This is a genomic window from Capnocytophaga bilenii (assembly GCF_017565765.1).
Classification (GTDB): domain Bacteria; phylum Bacteroidota; class Bacteroidia; order Flavobacteriales; family Flavobacteriaceae; genus Capnocytophaga; species Capnocytophaga bilenii.
The window spans coordinates 125,331-146,120 of record NZ_JAGDYP010000007.1 but is presented as its reverse complement, the minus strand read 5'-3'; the positions used below and the strand labels follow the sequence as shown (position 1 = coordinate 146,120).

Genomic DNA, 20,790 nt, shown 5'->3' with positions numbered 1-20,790 from the left:
GGGAACTATTAACATTTTAGCTTCTGTTTAAAAGTGAAGGATAAGTGTTTACCCTAATAGTATTTGATAAAACAAATAGAGAAAAATATAAAAAAGAATGAATAAAGAAATAACATCTAATGAACTGCTCAGCAATATTATAGCAGGTATAGAGAAGGTTAAAGGTAAGGATATCACTATTTTAGATCTACGTGAGGTAGAGAGTGCTGTGTGTGAGTATTTTGTAATATGCAATGGTAATACTAATACTCAGGTGGCAGCGATTTCAGGTTCGGTACAAAAAGTAGTAAGCCAAGCTGAAGGGCATCAAAAGCCTTGGCACGTAGAGGGTGAAATGAATGCTGAATGGGTACTTATAGATTATGTGGATGTGGTGGTGCATATATTTCAGCCTCAAGTTCGTGAGCATTATGACTTGGAAGGCTTATGGGGCGATGCGAAATTCATTAATGTAGAAACTCAATATTAAAAAATGGGAGATAATAAGAATAACGGCAACCGATTTTCAGCATATTGGCTGTATGCTGTGTTGTTACTTGTGCTTTTGGCATTTAATTACTATTCAGGAGCAACCTTTTGGTCACAACCTAAGGAAATACCGCAAGCTAAATTTGAAGAATATTTGAGCAATGGTGATGTATCACGAATTGTTATTCTGAATAAGAAAGAAGCTAATGTGTACTTGAATGCAGATGCACTTAAGAAGGAGGAGCATAAAGATGTACGCCCTACAGGGAATGCTATTATGCAAAATGGTAATCCTGCTGATGTACCACAATATCGCTTTGAATTGGGTGACCTTAGCAACTTTGAAAATCGTTTTGACCAAATAGTTAAAGAGAATAACCTCGATACAACGCGCGAAAATAAAAGTCAGCAGAATATATTTTCGGATTTGTTGATTACTCTGATACCTTTTGTACTTGTAATAGGTGTATGGATTTATGTAATGAAACGTATGGCAGGTGCAGGAGGCGCTGGAGGTATTTTCAATATAGGAAAATCAAAGGCTCGTATGTTTGACGAGAAAAAGCAAGTACCTGTAACGTTTCAGGATGTAGCAGGCTTGGAAGGGGCTAAAGAGGAAGTACAGGAAATTGTAGATTTCTTGAAGAATCCTGATAAATATACTTCGCTTGGAGGTAAGATACCAAGAGGGGCGTTATTGGTGGGGCCTCCTGGTACTGGTAAAACGCTACTTGCAAAGGCTGTAGCTGGAGAGGCGCAAGTGCCATTCTTTTCGCTTTCGGGTTCTGATTTTGTTGAGATGTTTGTGGGTGTAGGCGCTTCGCGAGTGCGAGACCTTTTTAAACAAGCAAAAGAAAAAGCACCTTGTATTATATTTATAGATGAAATAGATGCTATAGGGCGTGCGCGAGGAAAAAATGCGATGACGGGAGCTAATGATGAGCGAGAAAATACGCTTAACCAGCTGCTTACGGAAATGGATGGTTTTGGGTCGCATACAAATATTATTGTGCTGGCAGCTACTAACCGCGCTGATATTTTGGATAAAGCGTTGATGCGTGCGGGACGTTTTGACAGGCAAATATATGTGGAACTGCCTAACTTGAATGAACGTAAACAAATATTTCAGGTACACTTGAAGCCTATAAAGACGGCTGAGACATTGGATATAGATTTTCTTGCTAAGCAAACCCCTGGTTTTTCGGGTGCTGATATTGCTAATGTATGTAATGAGGCGGCTTTGATAGCGGCGCGCAAAGGCAAAACGGCGGTGAGTAAGCAAGAGTTTTTGGACGCTGTAGATAGGATAGTGGGTGGGCTTGAGAAGAAGAGCAAGATTCTTACTCCTGAAGAGCGCAAGGCGATTGCTTTTCACGAAGCAGGACACGCAACAGTGAGTTGGCTATTAGAATATGCTGCGCCTTTGGTGAAAGTTACAATCGTACCACGAGGGCAGTCGCTGGGGGCTGCTTGGTATTTACCAGAAGAGCGCCAAATAGTGCGCACTGAGCAGATTTTGGACGAGATGTGTGCTGCCTTAGGAGGACGTGCTGCTGAAAAGGTAATTTTTGATAAAATATCAACAGGAGCACTTAGCGACCTTGAGAAGGTTACTAAACAGGCGCGTGCAATGGTTACTATTTATGGGCTTAATGATAAAATAGGTAATCTAACTTATTACGATTCAGCACAATCGGATTATGGATTTACAAAGCCTTATAGCGAAAAGACAGCTCATTTGATAGATGAAGAAATTTCAAAAATAGTAGAGGCTCAGTATGCACGAGCTATTGCTATATTGACCGAAAATAAGGAAAAACTTACTCAACTTGCTAACTTACTGTTGGAGCGTGAAGTAATATTCCGCGATGACTTGGAGAATATTTTTGGTAAACGTACTTTTAAAGAAGAGGAAGAATTGGATAAAATTGCTGCCGAACATAAAAATACGGGAGAGGTAAGCTAATGAAGATAACAGCACAAATAAAAGCGCCAATACGTGAGGAAATGGAGCTCTTTGAACAGAAGTTTCAAGGGGCGATGAGCTCGAAAGTTGCTTTGCTAAATCGTATCACCTACTATATAGTGAACCGTAAAGGGAAGCAGATGCGACCGATGTTTGTATTTTTGGTTGCTAAGATGGTATCGGGTGGGGGTATGAGCGAGCGTACTTATAGAGGTGCATCGGTGATAGAACTTATACATACGGCTACCTTGGTACACGATGATGTTGTGGATGATAGTAATAAGCGACGAGGTTTTTTTTCTATCAATGCTCTTTGGAAGAATAAAATAGCGGTGCTTGTGGGCGATTATTTGCTTTCAAAAGGTTTGTTGCTTTCTATTGATAATGGTGATTTTGACTTATTGCGTATCATCTCGGTTGCGGTGCGAGAAATGAGTGAAGGCGAGCTGTTGCAAATAGAAAAGGCGCGCCGATTGGATATTACTGAGGAGGTTTATTATGAAATCATTAGGCAGAAAACGGCTACACTTATAGCTGCTTGTTGTGCGATGGGAGCTTGTTCGGTATTGCCAGAAGAAACAGAAATAATTGAAAAGATGCGACTTTTTGGTGAGTATATAGGAATGGCATTCCAAATAAAGGATGATCTTTTTGATTATACTGATGATGCAATAGGGAAGCCTACGGGGATTGATATTAAGGAACAAAAAATGACGCTTCCGCTTATTTATACATTAAATAATTGCAGTGAAGACGAGAAAAAATGGCTTATAAATTCGGTAAAGAAGCATAATAAGGATAAAAAGCGGGTGAAAGAGGTTATTGCATTTGTAAAACAACGAGGAGGGCTGGAATATGCGACTTATAAAATGAAGGATTTTCAGCAGAGGGCATTGAAATTATTAGATGATTTTCCTGTTTCGGACTATAAGAATGCTTTGGTGTTGATGGTGAATTATGTGATTGATAGGGAGATATAGTGTAGTTTTAAAACTAAAAAATATTTTGGCAATTCCTTTGGCTTTTCCAGAGGAATTGCTATTTTTGTGGCTTTAAAGTGAATATTTTTTTGAAAATGAAAGGTCTTAAATTTCCTACCCCTTATACGGTGTTGATGATTGTAATTGTATTGGCAACAGGGCTTACGTATCTATTGCCTTCGGGGAGCTATAGTACGCTTAGTTACAACAAGGTTGATGATAGTTTTGTAATACGAACTGCTGATAGTGCCTATAGGGTGCCTGCTACTCAAGGGAAACTCAATGATTTGGGTATCAATATACAACTGAATAAGTTTAAAGAGGAAAAAATAAAGAAACCTATTTCAATTCCTAATACTTATGTGGAGGGTAATGGGGCTCCGCAAGGTGCTGTTGCAGTGCTTTTTGCGCCTATTAAGGGGATTTACGATAGTATAGAGGTGATTCTTTTTGTATTGGTATTGGGTGGTTTCATAGGTGTATTCAACAGTTCGGGGGCTTTAAATATGGGGGTAGGCTATTTGGCTCATCTGCTGAAAGGGCGTGAAGGTATTCTTATTATTCTGCTCACTACGCTTTTGGCTCTTGGAGGCTCTTCCTTTGGATTGGCTGAAGAGACTCTTGCGTTTTACCCTATGTTGGTACCTATTTTTTTAGCAGCAGGTTACGACTTATTAGTGCCTTTGGCTGTGATTTATATAGGCTCAAATGTTGGTTCTATGGCATCGACTGTTAATCCGTTTGCGGTGATTATTGCCTCGGATGCTGCTGGTGTAGATTGGACTTCGGGGCTCTATATACGGTTGATTGCCTTAGTATTGTGTGTGATTATCAGTATACTTTATATCATTAGGTATGCTGAAAGGGTAAAAAAATATCCTGAAAAATCTATTGTATATGGGGTTACTTTACCTGAAATATATGCGGCTAATACACCTGAAAAGACTACTGAACTGAAACTATCAACGAAAATAGAGCTTTTGGTTTTTGGACTTTCGTTTGTAGTTATGATTATAGGAGTATCGCAATGGGGCTGGTGGTTTGGCGAAATGACTGCTCAGTTTTTGGTAGCTGCTGTTGTAATAGCAGTACTACAGCGTTGTGGTGAAGAGGCTTTTGTACAACATTTCATAGCAGGAGCTCGAGACTTATTGGGGGTGGCTTTTATTATTGGGATAGCCAGAGGGGTATCGTTTATACTGAATGATGGGCAGATAGCTGGTACGATATTGCATTATGCTACTGACCTTGTGCGAGGGATGTCGCCAATGTTATTTTTACCAATGCTGATGTTGGTATTTGGAGTGCTTAGTTTGTTTATAGCATCGTCATCGGGTATGGCGGTACTTACGATGCCTATAATAGGGGCATTGGCTTCGATAGTAGGGGTTGAAGGGCATAGTGTGGTGAGTGCTTATCTTTTTGGTATGGGGATTATGTCGCTAATTACTCCTACGGGGCTTATTTTGCCGTCACTGGCGATGGTGAATGTGAATTACAAACAATGGTTGCGGTTTTGTATGCCGTTAGTGGTTATCTTTTCGGTAGTACTGACAATTTTGTTATGGTTATAAATTTAAATGATTTTTTGCAATGAATATGGTTTTTGTTATTATACTTGTGGCTACAATAGCAGTGAGTTATTATGGGTTTCAGAATACTACTTTTTTTGAGCGTTATAAATTCAATGTAGGAGCGGTGCAGAAGGGTGATTATATTCGTTTGGTATCATCAGGCTTTTTACACGCTGATTGGCAACATTTAATTCTCAATATGGTATCGCTGTTTTTCTTTCAGGGGTTACTCATTAGGAGCATAGGGAGTGTATTATTTTTAGTTGTTTATTTTGGGGCTATGATTGCGGGTAGTTTGTTTAGTTGGTATTTGTACCAACGACAATGGTATTATTCGGCTATAGGAGCTTCGGGAGCTGTTTCAGGAATTATATTTGCTGCGATTGCACTTAATCCTACAGGAATAACAGTGAATTTTTTGCCAGGTTGGTTGTTTGGTGCTTTTTATTTTGCTTATTCGGCTTTTATGATGTTTAATCCGAGTGAAGGGGATAATATAGGACACGCTGCGCATTTAGGAGGGGCTGTATTTGGACTTTTGGTAGCTGTATTATATGCACCTGAGGCAGTAATAAATCACGCTTTTTATATAGGAGTAATGGTTCTGCCATTAGGCTATATTGTTTATCAGCTAAAAAATAACAAAAAGAACTATTAACTATGAGTTATTTAAAAGATGTAATTACAGATGTACTTGAGAACTACAGCACTAAAGCAGATCGTTTAGTGTTTGTTACTACGGGAAAACGACCTGCATTGTTTTTGAAGAAATATTTTGCTGAACAAGTACAACGACCTACTATGGCTCCTGAATTTATAGGGATAGCTGATTTATTTACGCGTATATCGGGGGTAGAGGCTATTAGTGGTTTGCCTTTGTTATTTGAATTTTATGATAGCTATAAAGCGGTGTGTAAGACAAAAGATGTAAATAATTTTGAAGAGTTCTTGGGCTGGGCTGTTACAGCATTGAAAGATTTTAGTGAGATAGACCAATATTTGGTACAGCCTGATAAGATATTTTCTTATATTAGTGACTTAAGAAAAGTAGAACAGTGGAGCGGTATGGATTCTCTTACAGATTTACAGAAAGAATATTTAGCTTTTTGGGAGTCTTTACGTGATTATTATGATGCTCTAAATGAAAAATTGACAAAAAAGAAGAAAGGGTATGCAGGCTTTGTGGCGAAAAAAGCAGTAGAATTTCTTCCTAAATATATAGAGACTCACACTGATACAATTCATATATTTGTAGGTTTTAATGCGCTCTCAGAAGCTGAACAGAAGGTTATACAAAATATTTTGATGGATATAGGTGGTGAGATTTATTGGGATGCAGACAGCTATTTTGTAAACAAGAAAGACCACGATGCGGGATATTTCTTTCGTAAATATAGGGAGCATTGGAGATATTACAAAACGCATATTCCTAAATTTATAAATAATAACTACGAGAAAGAAAAGAAGATTTATCTTACAGGGGTTTCTAAAAGTATCAATCAGGTACACGTGGTGGCTGAGCTCTTGCAGCATACTCCTAAAGCTGAATTGGAAAAAACAGCACTTATTGTTGCTGATGAGAGTTTACTAATACCAATGCTTCAAGCGGTTCAGTCTAATACGGCTGTGAATATTACAATGGGTTACCCTTTGCAGCAAACGCCTCTAAATGATTTATTTACTACTTATTTTCGTTTGCATCTTTCCAAGAGTTTTTACCATAAAGATGTACTGAACTTATTGTCGCAACCTTTTTTGAAACAGTTACTTTCGCAAGAGTCAATAAAAGCTATCTCAGAGTATATTACAAAGCACAATCTTACATATATAAGCAGAGAGAAGCTCCTACAAGCTACTCCTGAAAATCAGCACGAAGTTTTTAAATTATTATTTCCTGAAAAAGAGCAGGATAAGACGAGAAATGTTGCTTTTATCAGCAAACTAATAGAGAACGCTATTACGATAATTTATAGACTTAAATCATATATACATCCTGAAAATTCACAACATATTCTTGTGCAAGAGTATGCTTATAGGTTCTATGAATTATTTAATCAACTAAAACAATTACAAGATCGTTATCATTATATAGATTCAGTGAAAACATTATATCACTTCTATTTAGATGTATTGCAGAAAAGTGCTCTCAACTTTCGTGGCGAACCTTTGGAGGGATTACAAGTGATGGGGGTATTGGAGAGTAGAAGTTTAGATTTTGAAAATGTGATTATTACTTCAGTAAATGAAGGTGTATTGCCTCTTGGCAAGAGTGATAACTCTTTGATACCTTATGATGTAAAGCGTGAATTGGGGTTACCTACTTATAAAGAACGCGATGCGGTTTATAGTTATAACTTTTATCGTATTTTGCAACGTGCTAAGAAAGTTCACTTACTGTATGATACTGAAATGGATAGCTTAAAGAGTAAAGAAAAGAGTAGGTTTATATTGCAATTATTAGCTGAAAACGTTGATAAACACGAGGTGATACATTCTATCAAAGCTCCTAAAGTGTATCCTACTTCTTTGTCTGTGCTTAACATACAAAAAACACCTGAAATTATAGAAAAGTTACGTGTGCTTGCTGAAAATGGACTATCGCCTTCAGCAATTACAACTTATATACGCAATCCGCTTACGTTTTATCAGCAAAATGTATTAAAAGTATATGAGGAACAAGAAGTAGAAGAGACGGTAGAGGCACGTACTTTTGGTAATATTATTCATAAAACGTTGGAATGCTTATATAAAGGCTTATTGTATAGTAGAATAAACCGAGCTATTACTGTAAATGATATAGAAAAAATACGCCCTAAAGTAGAAAGGATTATTAATATTCACTTTCGCAGAGAGTATAGGAATGATAGTTTTAGTGAAGGAAAAAACTATCTTATTTACAACGTTATTAAGGAATATGTGCATCGTTTTTTAGATTTAGAAATAGCAACAATTAAAGAGGGTACAGAAATAAAAGTACTTTGTTTAGAAGAAAAAATGGTAATTCCTTTTGAACACAAGATAAATGGCACTATTGTAAATTTTAAAGGAATTATAGACCGTATTGATTGTAGAGATGGAAAATTACAAATTATAGATTATAAAACAGGGGTTGTAGAAGAAAAAGATGTAAAAATAAGTGATTGGAATGATCTTATTACTGATATAAAGTATGGTAAAGCCTTTCAATTACTTACTTATGCTTATATGTACCAACAAAAGTTTAAAACAGAGGAAACTATGCAAGTAGCTAATTTATCATTCAAGCGTTTGCAGAAAAATTTGATACAATTCCATACTCATTTTGATAAACAAAAAGATTATGATGTTACCCCTTCAGTTCTTTCTGAATATGTAACTGTTACCAAACAGTTGTTGGAAGAGATTTTTGATACAACTATCCCTTTTAGTGAAGTAATTTAACCCGATTACTACAATAAAAAAATACTTGGAAGTTGTTAAAACTTTCAAGTATTTTTTTGTTTCTATGATAGATATTACTTCACTTCAGTACCATTAGCAATGCCTTCACTATTAGGAGCAATAAAAGTATATTTACCTTCGTTGTTTTCTACCATTAGTATCATTCCTTGGCTTTCTACTCCACGTAATTTGCGTGGAGCGAGGTTGGCAAGCACCGTTACACGCTTTCCTATAATTTCTTCAGGTTCAAAACTTTGCGCTATACCCGATACTATAGTACGCTGGTCTATCCCTGTATCTACTTTCAGAATAAGTAGTTTGTCAGCTTTAGGCATTTTTTCGGCTGTGAGAATGGTACCTATGCGAATATCCATTTTGGCAAAATCATCATAGCTAATAAGCTCTTTTTGAGGTGCTACAGATGTTTCTGCTACGCTTGCTGTCTCTTGTGTATTTTCTTTTTTAGTAGTTTCTAAGCGTTGTAGTTGTTTTTCTATAGCCTCATCTTCAATCTTTTCAAACAACAATACAGCTTTACCTATCGTATGTCCGCTTGTAATTAATAGTTTGTTTGGTAATATATCTTGCCAATGAGGTGCTGATGACATTGCTTCAAAAAGCAACATCTTCTTTAACTTTTCAGATGTAAAAGGTAAAAAAGGTTCGCTAGTAATTGCTAATGCTGTAGTTATGTGTAGAGCTACAAACATTATAGTCTTTACACGTTCTGCATCGGTTTTTATAAGTTTCCAAGGCTCTTCGTCAGCGAGGTATTTATTACCTAAGCGAGCAATATTCATCAGTTCTTGTTGCGCTTCGCGAAAACGAAAACGTTCTAATGATTGCTCAATCTTTTGAGAAAGAGCTACTACTTCGGCAAGTACTTCATTGTCAGTAGCTGTAAAAGCATTAGGTGCAGGTACTACACCATTGTAGTATTTATCGGTAAGCACTAATACCCTATTGATAAAATTACCCAATATAGCTACCAATTCATTATTATTACGAGCTTGGAAGTCCTTCCAAGTAAAGTCGTTATCTTTGGTTTCAGGAGCATTAGCAGTTAGTACATAACGCAATACATCTTGCTGATTTGGAAAATCTTCTAAATACTCGTGTAGCCACACAGCCCAATTTTTAGAAGTAGAAAGCTTGTTACCTTCTAAATTTAGGAACTCATTAGCAGGTACATTGGTAGGCAATATATAACTACCATAAGCTTTGAGCATTGCAGGGAATATTATGCAATGGAAAACAATATTATCTTTCCCTATAAAATGTATCAATTCAGTATTTTCATCTTTCCAATAAGGCTTCCAGTCTTTTCCCTCACGGGTAGCCCATTCTTTGGTAGATGATATATACCCAATAGGTGCATCAAACCATACGTACAATACTTTACCTTCGGCACCTTTTATAGGTACAGGGATGCCCCAATCAAGGTCGCGCGTAACGGCACGTGGTTTAAGCTCATCATCCAACCAGCTTTTTACTTGCCCATATACATTAGGTTTCCAGTCGTTTTTATGCCCTTTTAGTATCCAATCTTCTAAAAACTTCTGATAACGATCTAAGGGTAAGAACCAATGTTTAGTAGCCTTTAGTATAGGTTTACTACCTGTGATAGATGATTTAGGGTCTATCAAATCAGTAGCGTTAAGTGAGCTGCCGCAACGCTCACATTGGTCGCCATAGGCTTCAGTATTACCACATTTTGGGCAAGTACCTATTACGAACCTATCGGCTAAGAACTGATGAGCTTCTTCATCATAAAGTTGCTCCGATACTTCTTCTATAAAATCGCCTTGTTCGTATAGTTTTTTAAAGAAATCAGAGGCTGTTTCGTTGTGAATAGCAGCTGAGGTACGTGAATAGTTATCAAATGAAATACCAAAATCCTCAAATGATTGTTTAATAATATTATGATATTTATCAATAATAGCTTGAGGGGTTGTACCTTCTTTTTTAGCTTTTATAGAGATAGCTACTCCGTGTTCATCACTACCGCAAATAAAAGCTACATCATTATTTTTAAGTCGTTGGTAGCGCGCATAAATATCGGCAGGTACGTATACACCTGCAAGGTGTCCTATATGTATAGGTCCGTTAGTATAAGGTAGCGCTGCTGTAATGGTATATCTTTTAGGCATCTTGTACTGTAATTATTTTTAGGCTGCAAAAATACAAAATTATTATGAAACTTGGGCAATAAGTAGTATAAAAAAAGCTGTCCCAATATGAGACAGCTTTCTTTAATTGTATAATTTAGTGTTATTATTTTATGCTGAATGTAGCTTTACGAGCTAACTGACGAGCTCTTGGTGAGTTTTTATCAACTGATGTATCTTCACCTTTACCTTCAGTAGAGATACGTGATGCACTAACACCTGCTTTTACAAGCAAATCTTTCACAGCATTAGCACGTTTTTGTGATAATGTAGAGTTGTAGTTAGTACCACCCAACTCATCTGCATAACCTACTACTGATATTTGAGCGTTGCTGTTTTCTTTCATATATTTAACAACCATATCAATAGCCCAAGTAGAACTCATTTGAGGTACAGAAGAGTTGAAATCAAAGTAAGCACTTATGTAACCTTTTTTGATAAGGTCAGCAACTACATCACCGCTTACGCCACCGTTTTCAGCTGCAGAAGCTGCTGCAGTAGCACCTTTAGCTTGGTAGTTGTTGTTCAAGTAGCTTTCAATTTCGTCAGGAATTCCGTTGCCGTTAGCATCGTTCATCTTGTCTTGTTTGCCAGATACTTTGTCTTTCAAATCAGATACATTGCTTTCAAGAGCAGCGATACGTTGAGCAACATCATCGTTTTCTTGTTGTTTAGCAGCATTAGCAGCCCAATCAGCGTGTACACCTTGTTTACCAAGTGCAATGTTCAAACCTACAGTACCTACTAAGTGAGCACCTTGGAAAACACGTCTTGTAGCACGAGATTTAGTATCGTAGCTAACGTTTTGTTTAGCATTCAAAAATAATGAACCATCTAATAATAAAGCAATGCGGTTAGAAAGTCTTACTTGAGGTGTAACACCCGCTGTTAAGAATACCATACGGTCAGCTTTTCCTAACCAATCACTTTTAAGTTGAGCGTAACCACCACCAGCGTGTACCAATACGTTAAGGTCGCTAGTCCAATCTTCAAAACTCAACACTCTACCCAAGTTGGCATACGCTTGCAAATTAACATTCCAAATATTTGAGTCAAACTTAGAGGTGTTTTTCTTGTTAGAGAAAGCATCGTAACCACCTCCTAAACGAAGACCAAATTTGTTGTTAAGCATATAGCGCACACCTACTGATGCACTCCACGGACTTGGAGTGGCTGTAGCATAACCTCGTGTAAGTGGAGAAACAGCTTTATTTAGCCCTCCATTTACATCTACTGACCATTTGTTATAGCCATCTTGTGCTTGGACTCCAAGGAAAGCCAATGAAGCCAGAACTAAAATACTTTTTTTCATTTTCTTTTTTTAATTAAGTAAATTATACAATAATGCGGCAAAGGTAATATTATTTTTGGTACTAAAAATATGTTTAACAAAAGTTTAACGTTTTTCCTTGTATTTTAGTAGCATTCGTTCTAAAGGCTCTACGCTACTATCAATACCTTCTTCAAAGGTCTTAAACTGTTTTTTCACTACAAGGCTCTCACCAGGAATGTGTACCTTCACCTCTACTATTTTATTCTCTTTAGTATTGGTGTTTTCTAACTTCAAATGTACGTCAGCTTCAATGATGCGATCGTAAAAATTGTCAAGCTTGTCAAGCTTTTTTTGGATAAAATCCACTAACTTTTGGTCAACTGTAAAGTCAACAGGATGTACATGTACTTTCATAATGTCTCTTTTTTAAGGTTAAACAATTCTATTACTCTTCCTCGTCTTTTTGTTCTGCACGAGGATGTGCTTTTTTGTATTGGCGTTTTAGCTCTACTAAGCTTGTATTAGTATACACTTGCGTAGAAGCAAGGCTTGCGTGCCCCAATAGTTCTTTTACGGTATTCAAATCGGCACCATTATCCAATAGATGGCTGGCAAATGAATGTCGTAGCACGTGAGGGCTCACATTTTTTTTGCTGGTAACGGCACTAAAATACGAATTGATAATTCTATATATCAATGTAGGGTATATCTTTTTGCCGTTTTTCACTAAGAACAAATAATCTTCACTTTTTTTATTAGCTATTTCTGCTCGTAGCTTCAAATACTCGTGTAATGTATTTTCAAGTTCTGGTATAATCGGTATGTAACGTTCCTTATCTCCTTTACCCAATATTTTTACTTGGCGTTGGATAAGATCTACATCTCCCACTTTCAGGTTGGCTAACTCAGATCGTCGCATCCCCGTAGCATAGAGCATCTCTATTACTGCTCTGTCACGCACCTCATCAAATGAATTCTTACTCGAAAAATAAGAAAGCACTTTTTCTATTTCTGCTTCTGAAAATGGAATCTTTTGCTTCTTATCGGTCTTCAGCATAAAAATTCCTTTTTCAAAAGGGCTTATCTCTATTTGTTTTGTTTTCTTTAAAAAAGAATAGTAAGTTTTTAAAGCTGATAGTTTCCTATTGATACTTCTGAATGATATAGATTGGTCAGATAGGCTGATAATCCACTTCTTTATATCCTCTTGGTCGGCTTTTTCTAACGGACATTCTTCCTCCTTCTTCTCATACTCACTCTTAATAAAACGTTCGAAAGCCCTAAGGTCGTGTTTGTAAGCTTCAACAGTATGAATGGAATACTTCATCTCTATTGAAAGATAAATAATAAAAGCATTGATTGACATACTTAAATGTTAGTTGATTAAAAATAGGTTTATAGTTTCTAAAAAGTATCTTACTTTTTTCATAGCAAAGTAAAGAATTTTATAGAACATAGCGCGTTAATAAATTGTTAAATTTTCATCTTATTTTGTTAAAGTAACACTTTACTATAACAAAATCAGTAAGTTACGTATCTCTCTATTTTATGAAATTTAATCGTTAAACATTGATAATTAAACATTATTTCTTATCTTTGCCCCAAACTTAAAATAATTATAATTATGTTAGCACAAGCTTCATTTATTGGTTTTATAAAAACGCTATTAATCATACTCCTAATTATACTTGGAATCCGTATTTTATTCCGCATCCTATTGCCTTATATTCTTCGTTTTTTTTTCAATAGAGTAGGAGAGCGTATTCAAAAGGAATTTCAAAACTATCAGCAAAATCCTCAATCACCTTATAATGATTATAATAATCAAACTTATAAAAGCAACCAGAACAGTAGAGAAAATATTGTGAATCGTGAAGATACAACTAAAAATCCTAAAGCTACACGTCAAGTAGGCGAATATATTGATTACGAAGAAATATAAACTATTGAATTATAATTAGATGAAAAAAATAATACCTCACCTTATTGCAGTGGCTCTATTTGCCATTATAGCTATCGCTTTTTTTTATCCTGTACTGCAAGGTAAAGCCATTTGGCAGTCCGATATCGTTCAATACACCGGTATGGCAAAAGAACGTAACGATTACCGACTTTCTGATAATAAAGAATCGTATTGGACGAATAGCGCTTTTGGAGGAATGCCTACTTATCAGCTCGGCGCTAACTATCCTTATGATTTTATAAAACAAGTAGACAGAACTCTTCGCTTTTTACCTCGCCCTGCAGATTATCTTTTCCTTTATTTTATAGGTTTTTACCTGCTTCTTTCGGTACTCAAGGTTGATACCCGCAATGCTTTTCTCGGGGCTATCGCTTTTGGGCTCTCTACTTACCTTATTATTATTCTTGGGGTAGGACATAATGCCAAAGCTCATAGTATTGCTTATTTTGCACCTGTTTTAGCGGGTATTTTGCTGGTATTTCAACGGAAATATCTCGTAGGAGGTATTCTCACAGCTTTCGCTTTAGCTTTGCAACTTTGTGCCAACCACTTCCAAATGACCTACTACCTCCTCCTATTGGTACTGCTTCTTGGCGCTGGACATCTTTTCCAAGCCATCAAGCAAAAACAGCTAAAAAATTTTCTTAAAGCTATGGGGGTTCTTATAGGGGCGGCTTTCATTGCGGTTTTGTCCAATGCTACATTGCTTTTAGCTACTCGTGAATATGCTGCTTGGAGTACCCGCAGCAAATCTACCCTCACTACTGCCACTACAACAATAGAGGCTTCAGGCTTATCCAAAGATTATATTACCGAATATAGCTACGGAATTACCGAGTCTTTAAACCTTATCGTTCCTCGTCTCTTTGGGGGCTCTAATCACGAAGCACTCGGCGAAAAATCAAATACGTATCAGTATTTAGCTTCTCAAGGCTATGGGGGAGTTGAAGCTTTAAACTTCGCTAATAGCCTGCCTACTTATTGGGGCGACCAGCCTATTGTGGCTGCTCCTGCTTATATAGGTATTGTCGTGTTTTTCTTCTTCGTATTGGCTCTTTTTGTGGTGAGAAATAAACTCAAATGGTGGCTCATTGCAGGTACTCTGATGTCTTTGCTACTCTCGTGGGGTAAAAACTTCAACCTTCTCACCGATTTTATGATAGATTATTTCCCTCTTTACAACAAGTTTAGGGCAGTTTCCTCTATACAAGTCTTGTTAGAGCTCTGTGTGCCTGTACTTGCTGTGTTAGGGCTTTATCAATTTATTAAAATGCCTGCCGAAGAACGTAAAAAGCCGCTCCTCAACACAATATGTGTGGTATTAGGAATATTAGTGTTATTGCTGCTCGGCAAAGGCTTTTTTAGTTTTACTTCACCCAATGACGCTCGCTATGCACAGTATTATGGCAATGAGCTTATTGCAATGATTGTTAAAGACCGCGAAAGTATCTATACTTCCGATGTGCTACGTGCACTCCTGCTCACACTACTTACGGCGGCTGCTTTGGCTTTGTATCATTTTAAAAAACTAAACCTATGGGCTGTACAAGTTATTATATTAGCCTTGTTGTTTTTTGATTTGGGCGGAGTAGCCAAGCGTTATGTCAATAAAGATAGCTTCGTAGAGGGGCATCAGTTAGCCAATCCTTTTCAGCCTACCCCTGCTGATGAATATATCTTGCGAGATAAATCCTATTATCGTGTTTATGAACCCGAAGTGGGGCTCAATGGGGCGCGCACTTCATTTTTTCACCATTCTATTGGGGGGTATCACGCTGCCAAACCCCGTAAGCTACAAGAGCTTTTTGATTATCAGTTTAAAGAAGGTAATATGAAGGTGCTCAATTGGCTGAATGTAAAATATGTTATCGTGCGCAATGAAAAGAACCAAGTAACACCTATTCTTAACGATGAGGCATTGGGTAATGCTTGGTTTGTAAACCAAGTTATTCGCAAAGCTAATGATGATGAAGTAATGAGTGAGTTAAGGAATTTTGACCCTGCTACCGAAGTGGTCGTGAATAATAAAGAAGTAAAAGCAGTATTTCCATTGCAATACAGTGCCGATAGTACAGCTACCATACAGCTAAAAAGCTATGCTCCTGATGCATTGGTTTATGAAAGTAACAATGCTCACGATGGTTTTGCTGTATTTTCCGAAATGTATTACCCTCACGGGTGGCAAGCTACCATAGATGGCAAAGCTGCTGATTTTTACCCAGTAGACTATCTTTTGCGCGGAATGCCCATCCCTGCTGGCAAACATACCATAAAGTTTAGTTTTGAACCTGAAGTAGTAACTATAGGTAGCTATTTATCTCTTGCTGGCAGTTCGTTATTGTTGTTATGGATTGTAGCTTCGCTGATACAGCAGTTTAAACGAAGAAGAACAACAGCTTAAATATATCACACAGAGGCTGTCCAAAAAGTCTTAAAAAGTATGATTGCGCCACACACTTTGGCAAACTCTGAAAGTTTGCCAAAGTTAATTATAATCAAACCACATTGTAGGGGCGATTGGCAAATCGCCCTCACAAAACAAAACGAACTTGAAGATTGGCTATTACCACGATAAATACACGCCACTACCAAGTACTACATATAATTTCTTCACGGGTACTATAGGTTTGGTATGTTGTATAGCCTGATAAGAAAGCCATAATCCAAGATTATCAGTAATTTTGTATTTTAGGTCTATACAATAAGCATAACGCGGATTTTTTACGTTGCTATCCATTCGGTTGTGAATATAAAAGCTCGCCTGCAAAAAAGAACGATCAGTAAAACGTATCTCAATACCCGTAGCCAATCGTGATTTAATACTCTCTTGGTACACTTCTGTATTAGCAGTAGTAAGGTTAGGAACGCCATCGTGGTTCCAGCGTTCGTATTCGTAGAAAATACCTACACCACCCCGCCAAGTAAAATGATCAGTATGCAAGAATAGGTAACGCAATTGGAAACCACCAGCCACACGGGTCAGCAGTCCTCGGCTGGGTGCCCATACTCCTTCTGCAAACGGATATACCTCTAAGGTTGGTTTGTACAAGTAACGATACTCAATATGCACAAAACCATTGCTCATATTCACCTTCTCGCCCGATTTTGCTATCTCCACCTGATTGAGTATCGTAATAGCTTTTTTCTTCCTGAGTAAGAAACTTACGTTGGCATTGTTCTTCACCATAAAATAAGTATCTTTTTCAGTCTTAAAATTGAGTTCAGGAGCTATATTACCCTGCCAACTCCTTGTAGTATCTATCACAGGAGCAAGGCTTTCTGTAAAAATGATTTGAGCTTGTAATGAAGTGTAACCAAGCAACCAGAGTAAAATAGTGTATTTAAAAATTTTCATCAAGACCTTTTATTTCTACAATTCTTCTAGTTTGTATTCCTACATTATGCATTATAGCCAGTTGCATAAGTCTATCAGCATCCACCAGCACAATTTTATTCATCGGGTTGGTTGTAGCTTCTGTTTTGGCTTCTTGCGAAAAAGTAGAGGTGGTTATAAACACCCCCTTGCGTGTACCCTTTAGGTTTAGTGCCCCCATAAAATTCCTAATATCTTTTGAGGTAACCTCCATTTGCCACTTCTTAGCCTGCATATACACCTTTTCTATTCCCAATTCATCCATATACATTATCCCCTCAATACCTTCTTTCTCACGCTTCCCTATAATATCAAAATTTGAAGAATCTACCCCCTTATAGCCTATCTTCCTCATCAATTCTACTATAAAATACTCAAAAAATGAAATAGGACGTTGCTTTATAAGACTCAATAACTCAAACTTCAACGACTGATAGAGCATCACCGTAGCCTTACCAATAACAATTTCAGGTGTCTCGTTCTGTAATTCAGTTTCCCGCTCCCCTTCCAATAAGCGTTGCGGCGTGTCAAACATCGATTCCCATAACTGAAACTGGTCAAACTTTCGCAAGTAAGCAGCATCCATCTTCACTTGCTCTTGGCTAAGCACTTGCTCCCCTGCCTCTGTAATTTGGTAATATCCTTTCAGAAAACTTACCACAAGTCCCGCTTGGTGCAAGTGATTCGAAGCCCAGTCAATGCGATTTCTAAAAAGAGATTGGTTACCATTGGGTACTTTTAGCTTCATATCCTCCATTGTCAGACCAAAATGCACGCGTAGCATCTCCACTATCTGCTCAGTAGAGTACACACGTCCATCTTTTATTACTTCCAGAAAAGGAAGCATTAATTTCTGAAAATCAGGAATATCCATAAGCATTGTTCCCCTATTAAGTAGTTATCCCTTGCGCTGTATTATTACCCTGTCATTTATCGTTATAAAGTTTCATAGCCTCCTCTTCTTTGGTACGCATCATAGCACTATCAGCCTCTGTTTTATCTTTATAGCCACATAAGTGTAGCAGTCCGTGTGCCAATACTCGTAGCAACTCATCTTCAAAGTTAACACCAAAAATCCCTGCATTTTCACGTACACGCTCCACCGAAATATAAATATCCGAATGTACTACCTCACCCTCATTATAATCAAAAGTGATAATATCAGTAAGAGTATCGTGTTGCAAATACGTAACATTGATGTTATGCAGGTAGGTATCATCACAAAAAATGTAATTGATGTCGCCAGCCTGTTTCCCCTCTTTCTCCAAAAGCAGTTTTACCCATTGTTTTACTGCATTTTTTTTAAAAGGAAATTTAAAAGGTGTTTCTTCAAAAAAAGCAATCATTATTTATTTTCTTTATAGGTACTAATTCCTAACACATAGTACAAGGGTGAAAAATTGATAAGAATAGATACCAATAAAAGTATAGACACCATCCCCAATACTGAGGCTACCCCAATTGAAAATTCATTGAACAATCCTAAAATTGCAATAATTGCAATAATAATCAAACGAACGCTCTTGTCGCGTTTCCCAAGATTTCTTTTCATATTATATTATTTTTTGTCAATCTTTATTTCTCTGCAAATTTAATACTATTTTTTCAATTACCAAAATTACATAAACTTTTTTCCTCTTACACATCACCTGCCTACTAATAACTAAAAACTAATACCCCCATTTCAGCCCTATCAAATAAGTACGACCTGGGGTAATACTCGAATAAAAACTCGTACTCTTAGCCACATACCCCAGCAGATTATCCACGCCAGCACTTACCGTAAAATGATAAGGCAGTTTGCTGAATAGTTGTAAGTTCCATATACTATAAGGCTCATAACGCGTATAAACCTCCTCAGTCACATTGCTTGCATCATACACTTTCGCAGCACTTACGTATTTACCACTAAGCACCACATTAGGCACGTATTTAGCCCCATAAGGGGGTATGTATTCCCCTTTCACAGTAAAAGTGTACGGACGGTTCTCGTCCATATTTTTAGCTGTGTAATAATAAGCATATGAGCCTTTTAGCCTCACAGCCTTATGAGGGCGATAGGTAGCCGATAGCTCCGAACTTATAATGCGTGTATCACCCGAAAAATTTACGTAACGTATAGAATCCGATGAAGCTGTCCACCTAAATCCTATCTTTTCTCTTACAGACGATAGCTGTGTCATTGCCGTAACATTTAGCTTGGGCGTGTCGTAATCTACTGAAAAGTTGAAATTTCTACTCGTTTCTGGCTTCAAGTGCTGGTTACCCATAATCTGAAAACCGCCTCCCCAAGGGTGAAACCAATTGGTAAAAAGCTCCTTGAGCGTAGGCGACCTAAATCCGGTGGAAAAACCTCCCCTAAAACTAAACTTTTCTACTTTTAGCAACCCCGATAACCGATAAGTAAAATGTGCCTTGAATAACGAATGATAATCCACACGCCCCCCTGTTACTAAGGTAAAATCAGGCAGAAGTTTCCACTCTTGTTGTGTGAAAAGGGTATAGTTCTCAGCATTTTTCCTAAGTGCAGTACCTGCATCGTTGAAACGAAAACTCAACAGCTCATCTTGCAATACTTCAGCACCAGCCACTACCGAATGTTTCCCTGCTATCGTTAGGTTGTATTGCCCTGCACCGCGCCAAATGGTATTTTCGTAGTTCTTTTCTTCCTCGTTTAGCAATTTATAGTAGTAAAGTTTGTCGTAACGGTCAAAAGCCCCCGACAAACTCAGTTTTTGCGTTTCACTGAAGTCTGTAGTAACCTTCCCCGATAGTGCATAGTTGTAATAACGGTCTAATACCCGTTCGTTATCTCCTCTATTGCGTTCGCTAAAGTAGTAGTTGGGGGTGAGGCTAAGCTCTGTTTTGGGCAATAGCTTTACGCTTACTTTAGGCGTAATACCGTAATTGGTAAAGCCTGCAATGGGCAGTGTCGAGACGGCTCCTGCTACGGGCACTCCATTTTTGTAACTGATGAGTGGTTCGGTATCTTTCAGCACATAAGGTGCTCTAAAGTTGTAAAATGAAGTGAGCCGTATGCTTCCCCAGCGCAGTTTTGTGCCTATTCCCACATTGGTTTTATAGTTGTGGCTCGTGTCGTAAAGATAGCTTAAGTTCCCCTCAAAAGCTTTTTTAGCCTCTTTGGTAATAATATTTATCACCCCTCCTAAGGCATTCGAGCCGTAAAGCGATGACGATGCCCCTTTTATAATCTCAATACGCTCTATATTGTCCAAATCTATGCGGTTATAATCAATATTATCAAAGGTCTCGCCTGCCATACGCTCGCCATCCATCAGGAATAGCACGTATTTACCCCCAAAACCCAGCATATTGATGTTGGGCATACCTCCATCATAGGTGAAGTTAATCCCAGCAAACTCACTTTCTAAAAACGACTGAAAGTTCGTAGCCTGTGATTTGCGAATATCCTCAGCCGTAATTACTTGTACTGTTATGGGTACATCTTTAAGGTTTTTTGCAGCTCGTGTAGCAGTTACTACTACCTCTTTTAGCACAATTTCTTTCTCACCCTCATCTTGTGCCCAACAAGCTGCTGTACCCCAAACTGTTAGTAAAAATGTAATATAAAAACACCTCATATA

General features: G+C 37.6%; 17 protein-coding genes. 8 read left to right on the top strand and 9 right to left on the bottom strand.

Features of this window, described 5'->3' with window-relative positions:
- Nucleotides 1–97: 97 nt before the first annotated feature.
- The 6 genes from rsfS to J4N46_RS09765 all read left to right on the top strand — a co-directional run bounded on the left by rsfS (nt 98) and on the right by J4N46_RS09765 (nt 8,408).
- On the top strand, nt 98–469 hold the full coding sequence (gene rsfS / locus J4N46_RS09790; RefSeq protein ID WP_009415733.1) for a ribosome silencing factor: 372 nt from the start codon (nt 98–100) through the stop codon (nt 467–469).
- Nucleotides 470–472: 3 nt separating this feature from the next.
- Nucleotides 473–2,434, top strand: a complete 1,962-nt coding sequence (gene ftsH / locus J4N46_RS09785; protein WP_009415734.1) for an ATP-dependent zinc metalloprotease FtsH — start codon at nt 473–475, stop codon at nt 2,432–2,434.
- Nucleotides 2,434–3,414 (top strand): polyprenyl synthetase family protein, encoded by a 981-nt coding sequence (locus tag J4N46_RS09780; protein ID WP_208059139.1) that lies wholly within the window; start codon nt 2,434–2,436, stop codon nt 3,412–3,414. Before ftsH ends, J4N46_RS09780 begins: the two co-directional genes overlap by 1 nt.
- A gap of 95 nt (nt 3,415–3,509) precedes the next feature.
- Nucleotides 3,510–4,988, top strand: a complete 1,479-nt coding sequence (locus J4N46_RS09775; RefSeq protein ID WP_208059138.1) for a YfcC family protein — start codon at nt 3,510–3,512, stop codon at nt 4,986–4,988.
- Between the two features lie 19 nt (nt 4,989–5,007).
- The gene (locus J4N46_RS09770) at nt 5,008–5,646 is read left to right on the top strand and encodes a rhomboid family intramembrane serine protease (protein WP_208059137.1); all 639 of its coding nucleotides are present in this window, start codon (nt 5,008–5,010) and stop codon (nt 5,644–5,646) included.
- 2 nt (nt 5,647–5,648) lie between these two features.
- Nucleotides 5,649–8,408, top strand: coding sequence for a PD-(D/E)XK nuclease family protein (locus J4N46_RS09765; protein WP_208059136.1), 2,760 nt, complete (start codon nt 5,649–5,651; stop codon nt 8,406–8,408).
- Nucleotides 8,409–8,482: 74 nt separating this feature from the next.
- Here the strand turns inward: J4N46_RS09765 and metG are convergent, their stop codons facing one another.
- From metG to J4N46_RS09745, 4 genes are all read right to left on the bottom strand, one after another.
- Nucleotides 8,483–10,558, bottom strand: coding sequence for a methionine--tRNA ligase (gene metG, locus J4N46_RS09760; RefSeq protein WP_208059135.1), 2,076 nt, complete (start codon nt 10,556–10,558; stop codon nt 8,483–8,485).
- Nucleotides 10,559–10,682: 124 nt separating this feature from the next.
- Nucleotides 10,683–11,888: an OmpA family protein gene (locus tag J4N46_RS09755; RefSeq protein ID WP_208059134.1), complete on the bottom strand. Its 1,206-nt coding sequence runs from the start codon at nt 11,886–11,888 to the stop codon at nt 10,683–10,685.
- Between the two features lie 84 nt (nt 11,889–11,972).
- A complete protein-coding gene (gene hpf, locus J4N46_RS09750; RefSeq protein WP_009415741.1) occupies nt 11,973–12,263 on the bottom strand; it encodes a ribosome hibernation-promoting factor, HPF/YfiA family in 291 nt (96 codons plus the stop codon).
- 31 nt (nt 12,264–12,294) lie between these two features.
- The gene (locus tag J4N46_RS09745; RefSeq protein ID WP_009415742.1) at nt 12,295–13,215 is read right to left on the bottom strand and encodes a tyrosine-type recombinase/integrase; all 921 of its coding nucleotides are present in this window, start codon (nt 13,213–13,215) and stop codon (nt 12,295–12,297) included.
- 258 nt (nt 13,216–13,473) lie between these two features.
- On the opposite strand from J4N46_RS09745, the gene J4N46_RS09740 reads away from it, so the two are divergent.
- Together J4N46_RS09740 and J4N46_RS09735 are read left to right on the top strand one after the other, a co-directional pair.
- Complete coding sequence (locus J4N46_RS09740) at nt 13,474–13,791, top strand: DUF4834 family protein (protein ID WP_208059133.1); 318 nt, start codon at nt 13,474–13,476, stop codon at nt 13,789–13,791.
- Nucleotides 13,792–13,810: 19 nt separating this feature from the next.
- Nucleotides 13,811–16,213, top strand: a complete 2,403-nt coding sequence (locus J4N46_RS09735; RefSeq protein WP_208059132.1) for a YfhO family protein — start codon at nt 13,811–13,813, stop codon at nt 16,211–16,213.
- Nucleotides 16,214–16,375: 162 nt separating this feature from the next.
- On the opposite strand, the gene J4N46_RS09730 is transcribed toward J4N46_RS09735, so the two are convergent.
- The 5 genes from J4N46_RS09730 to J4N46_RS09710 form a co-directional block, all read right to left on the bottom strand.
- Nucleotides 16,376–17,167, bottom strand: a complete 792-nt coding sequence (locus tag J4N46_RS09730) for a DUF481 domain-containing protein (RefSeq protein WP_208059131.1) — start codon at nt 17,165–17,167, stop codon at nt 16,376–16,378.
- Entirely contained in the window at nt 17,154–18,065 is a 912-nt protein-coding gene (locus J4N46_RS09725; RefSeq protein ID WP_236013925.1) for a restriction endonuclease, read from the bottom strand. Before J4N46_RS09725 ends, J4N46_RS09730 begins: the two co-directional genes overlap by 14 nt.
- Before the next feature lie 46 nt (nt 18,066–18,111).
- On the bottom strand, nt 18,112–18,531 hold the full coding sequence (ybeY, locus tag J4N46_RS09720; RefSeq protein WP_009415748.1) for an rRNA maturation RNase YbeY: 420 nt from the start codon (nt 18,529–18,531) through the stop codon (nt 18,112–18,114).
- Complete coding sequence (locus J4N46_RS09715) at nt 18,531–18,737, bottom strand: YgaP family membrane protein (RefSeq protein WP_009415749.1); 207 nt, start codon at nt 18,735–18,737, stop codon at nt 18,531–18,533. Before J4N46_RS09715 ends, ybeY begins: the two co-directional genes overlap by 1 nt.
- 118 nt (nt 18,738–18,855) lie before the next feature.
- A complete protein-coding gene (locus tag J4N46_RS09710) occupies nt 18,856–20,787 on the bottom strand; it encodes a TonB-dependent receptor plug domain-containing protein (RefSeq protein WP_208059130.1) in 1,932 nt (643 codons plus the stop codon).
- Nucleotides 20,788–20,790 lie beyond the last annotated feature (3 nt).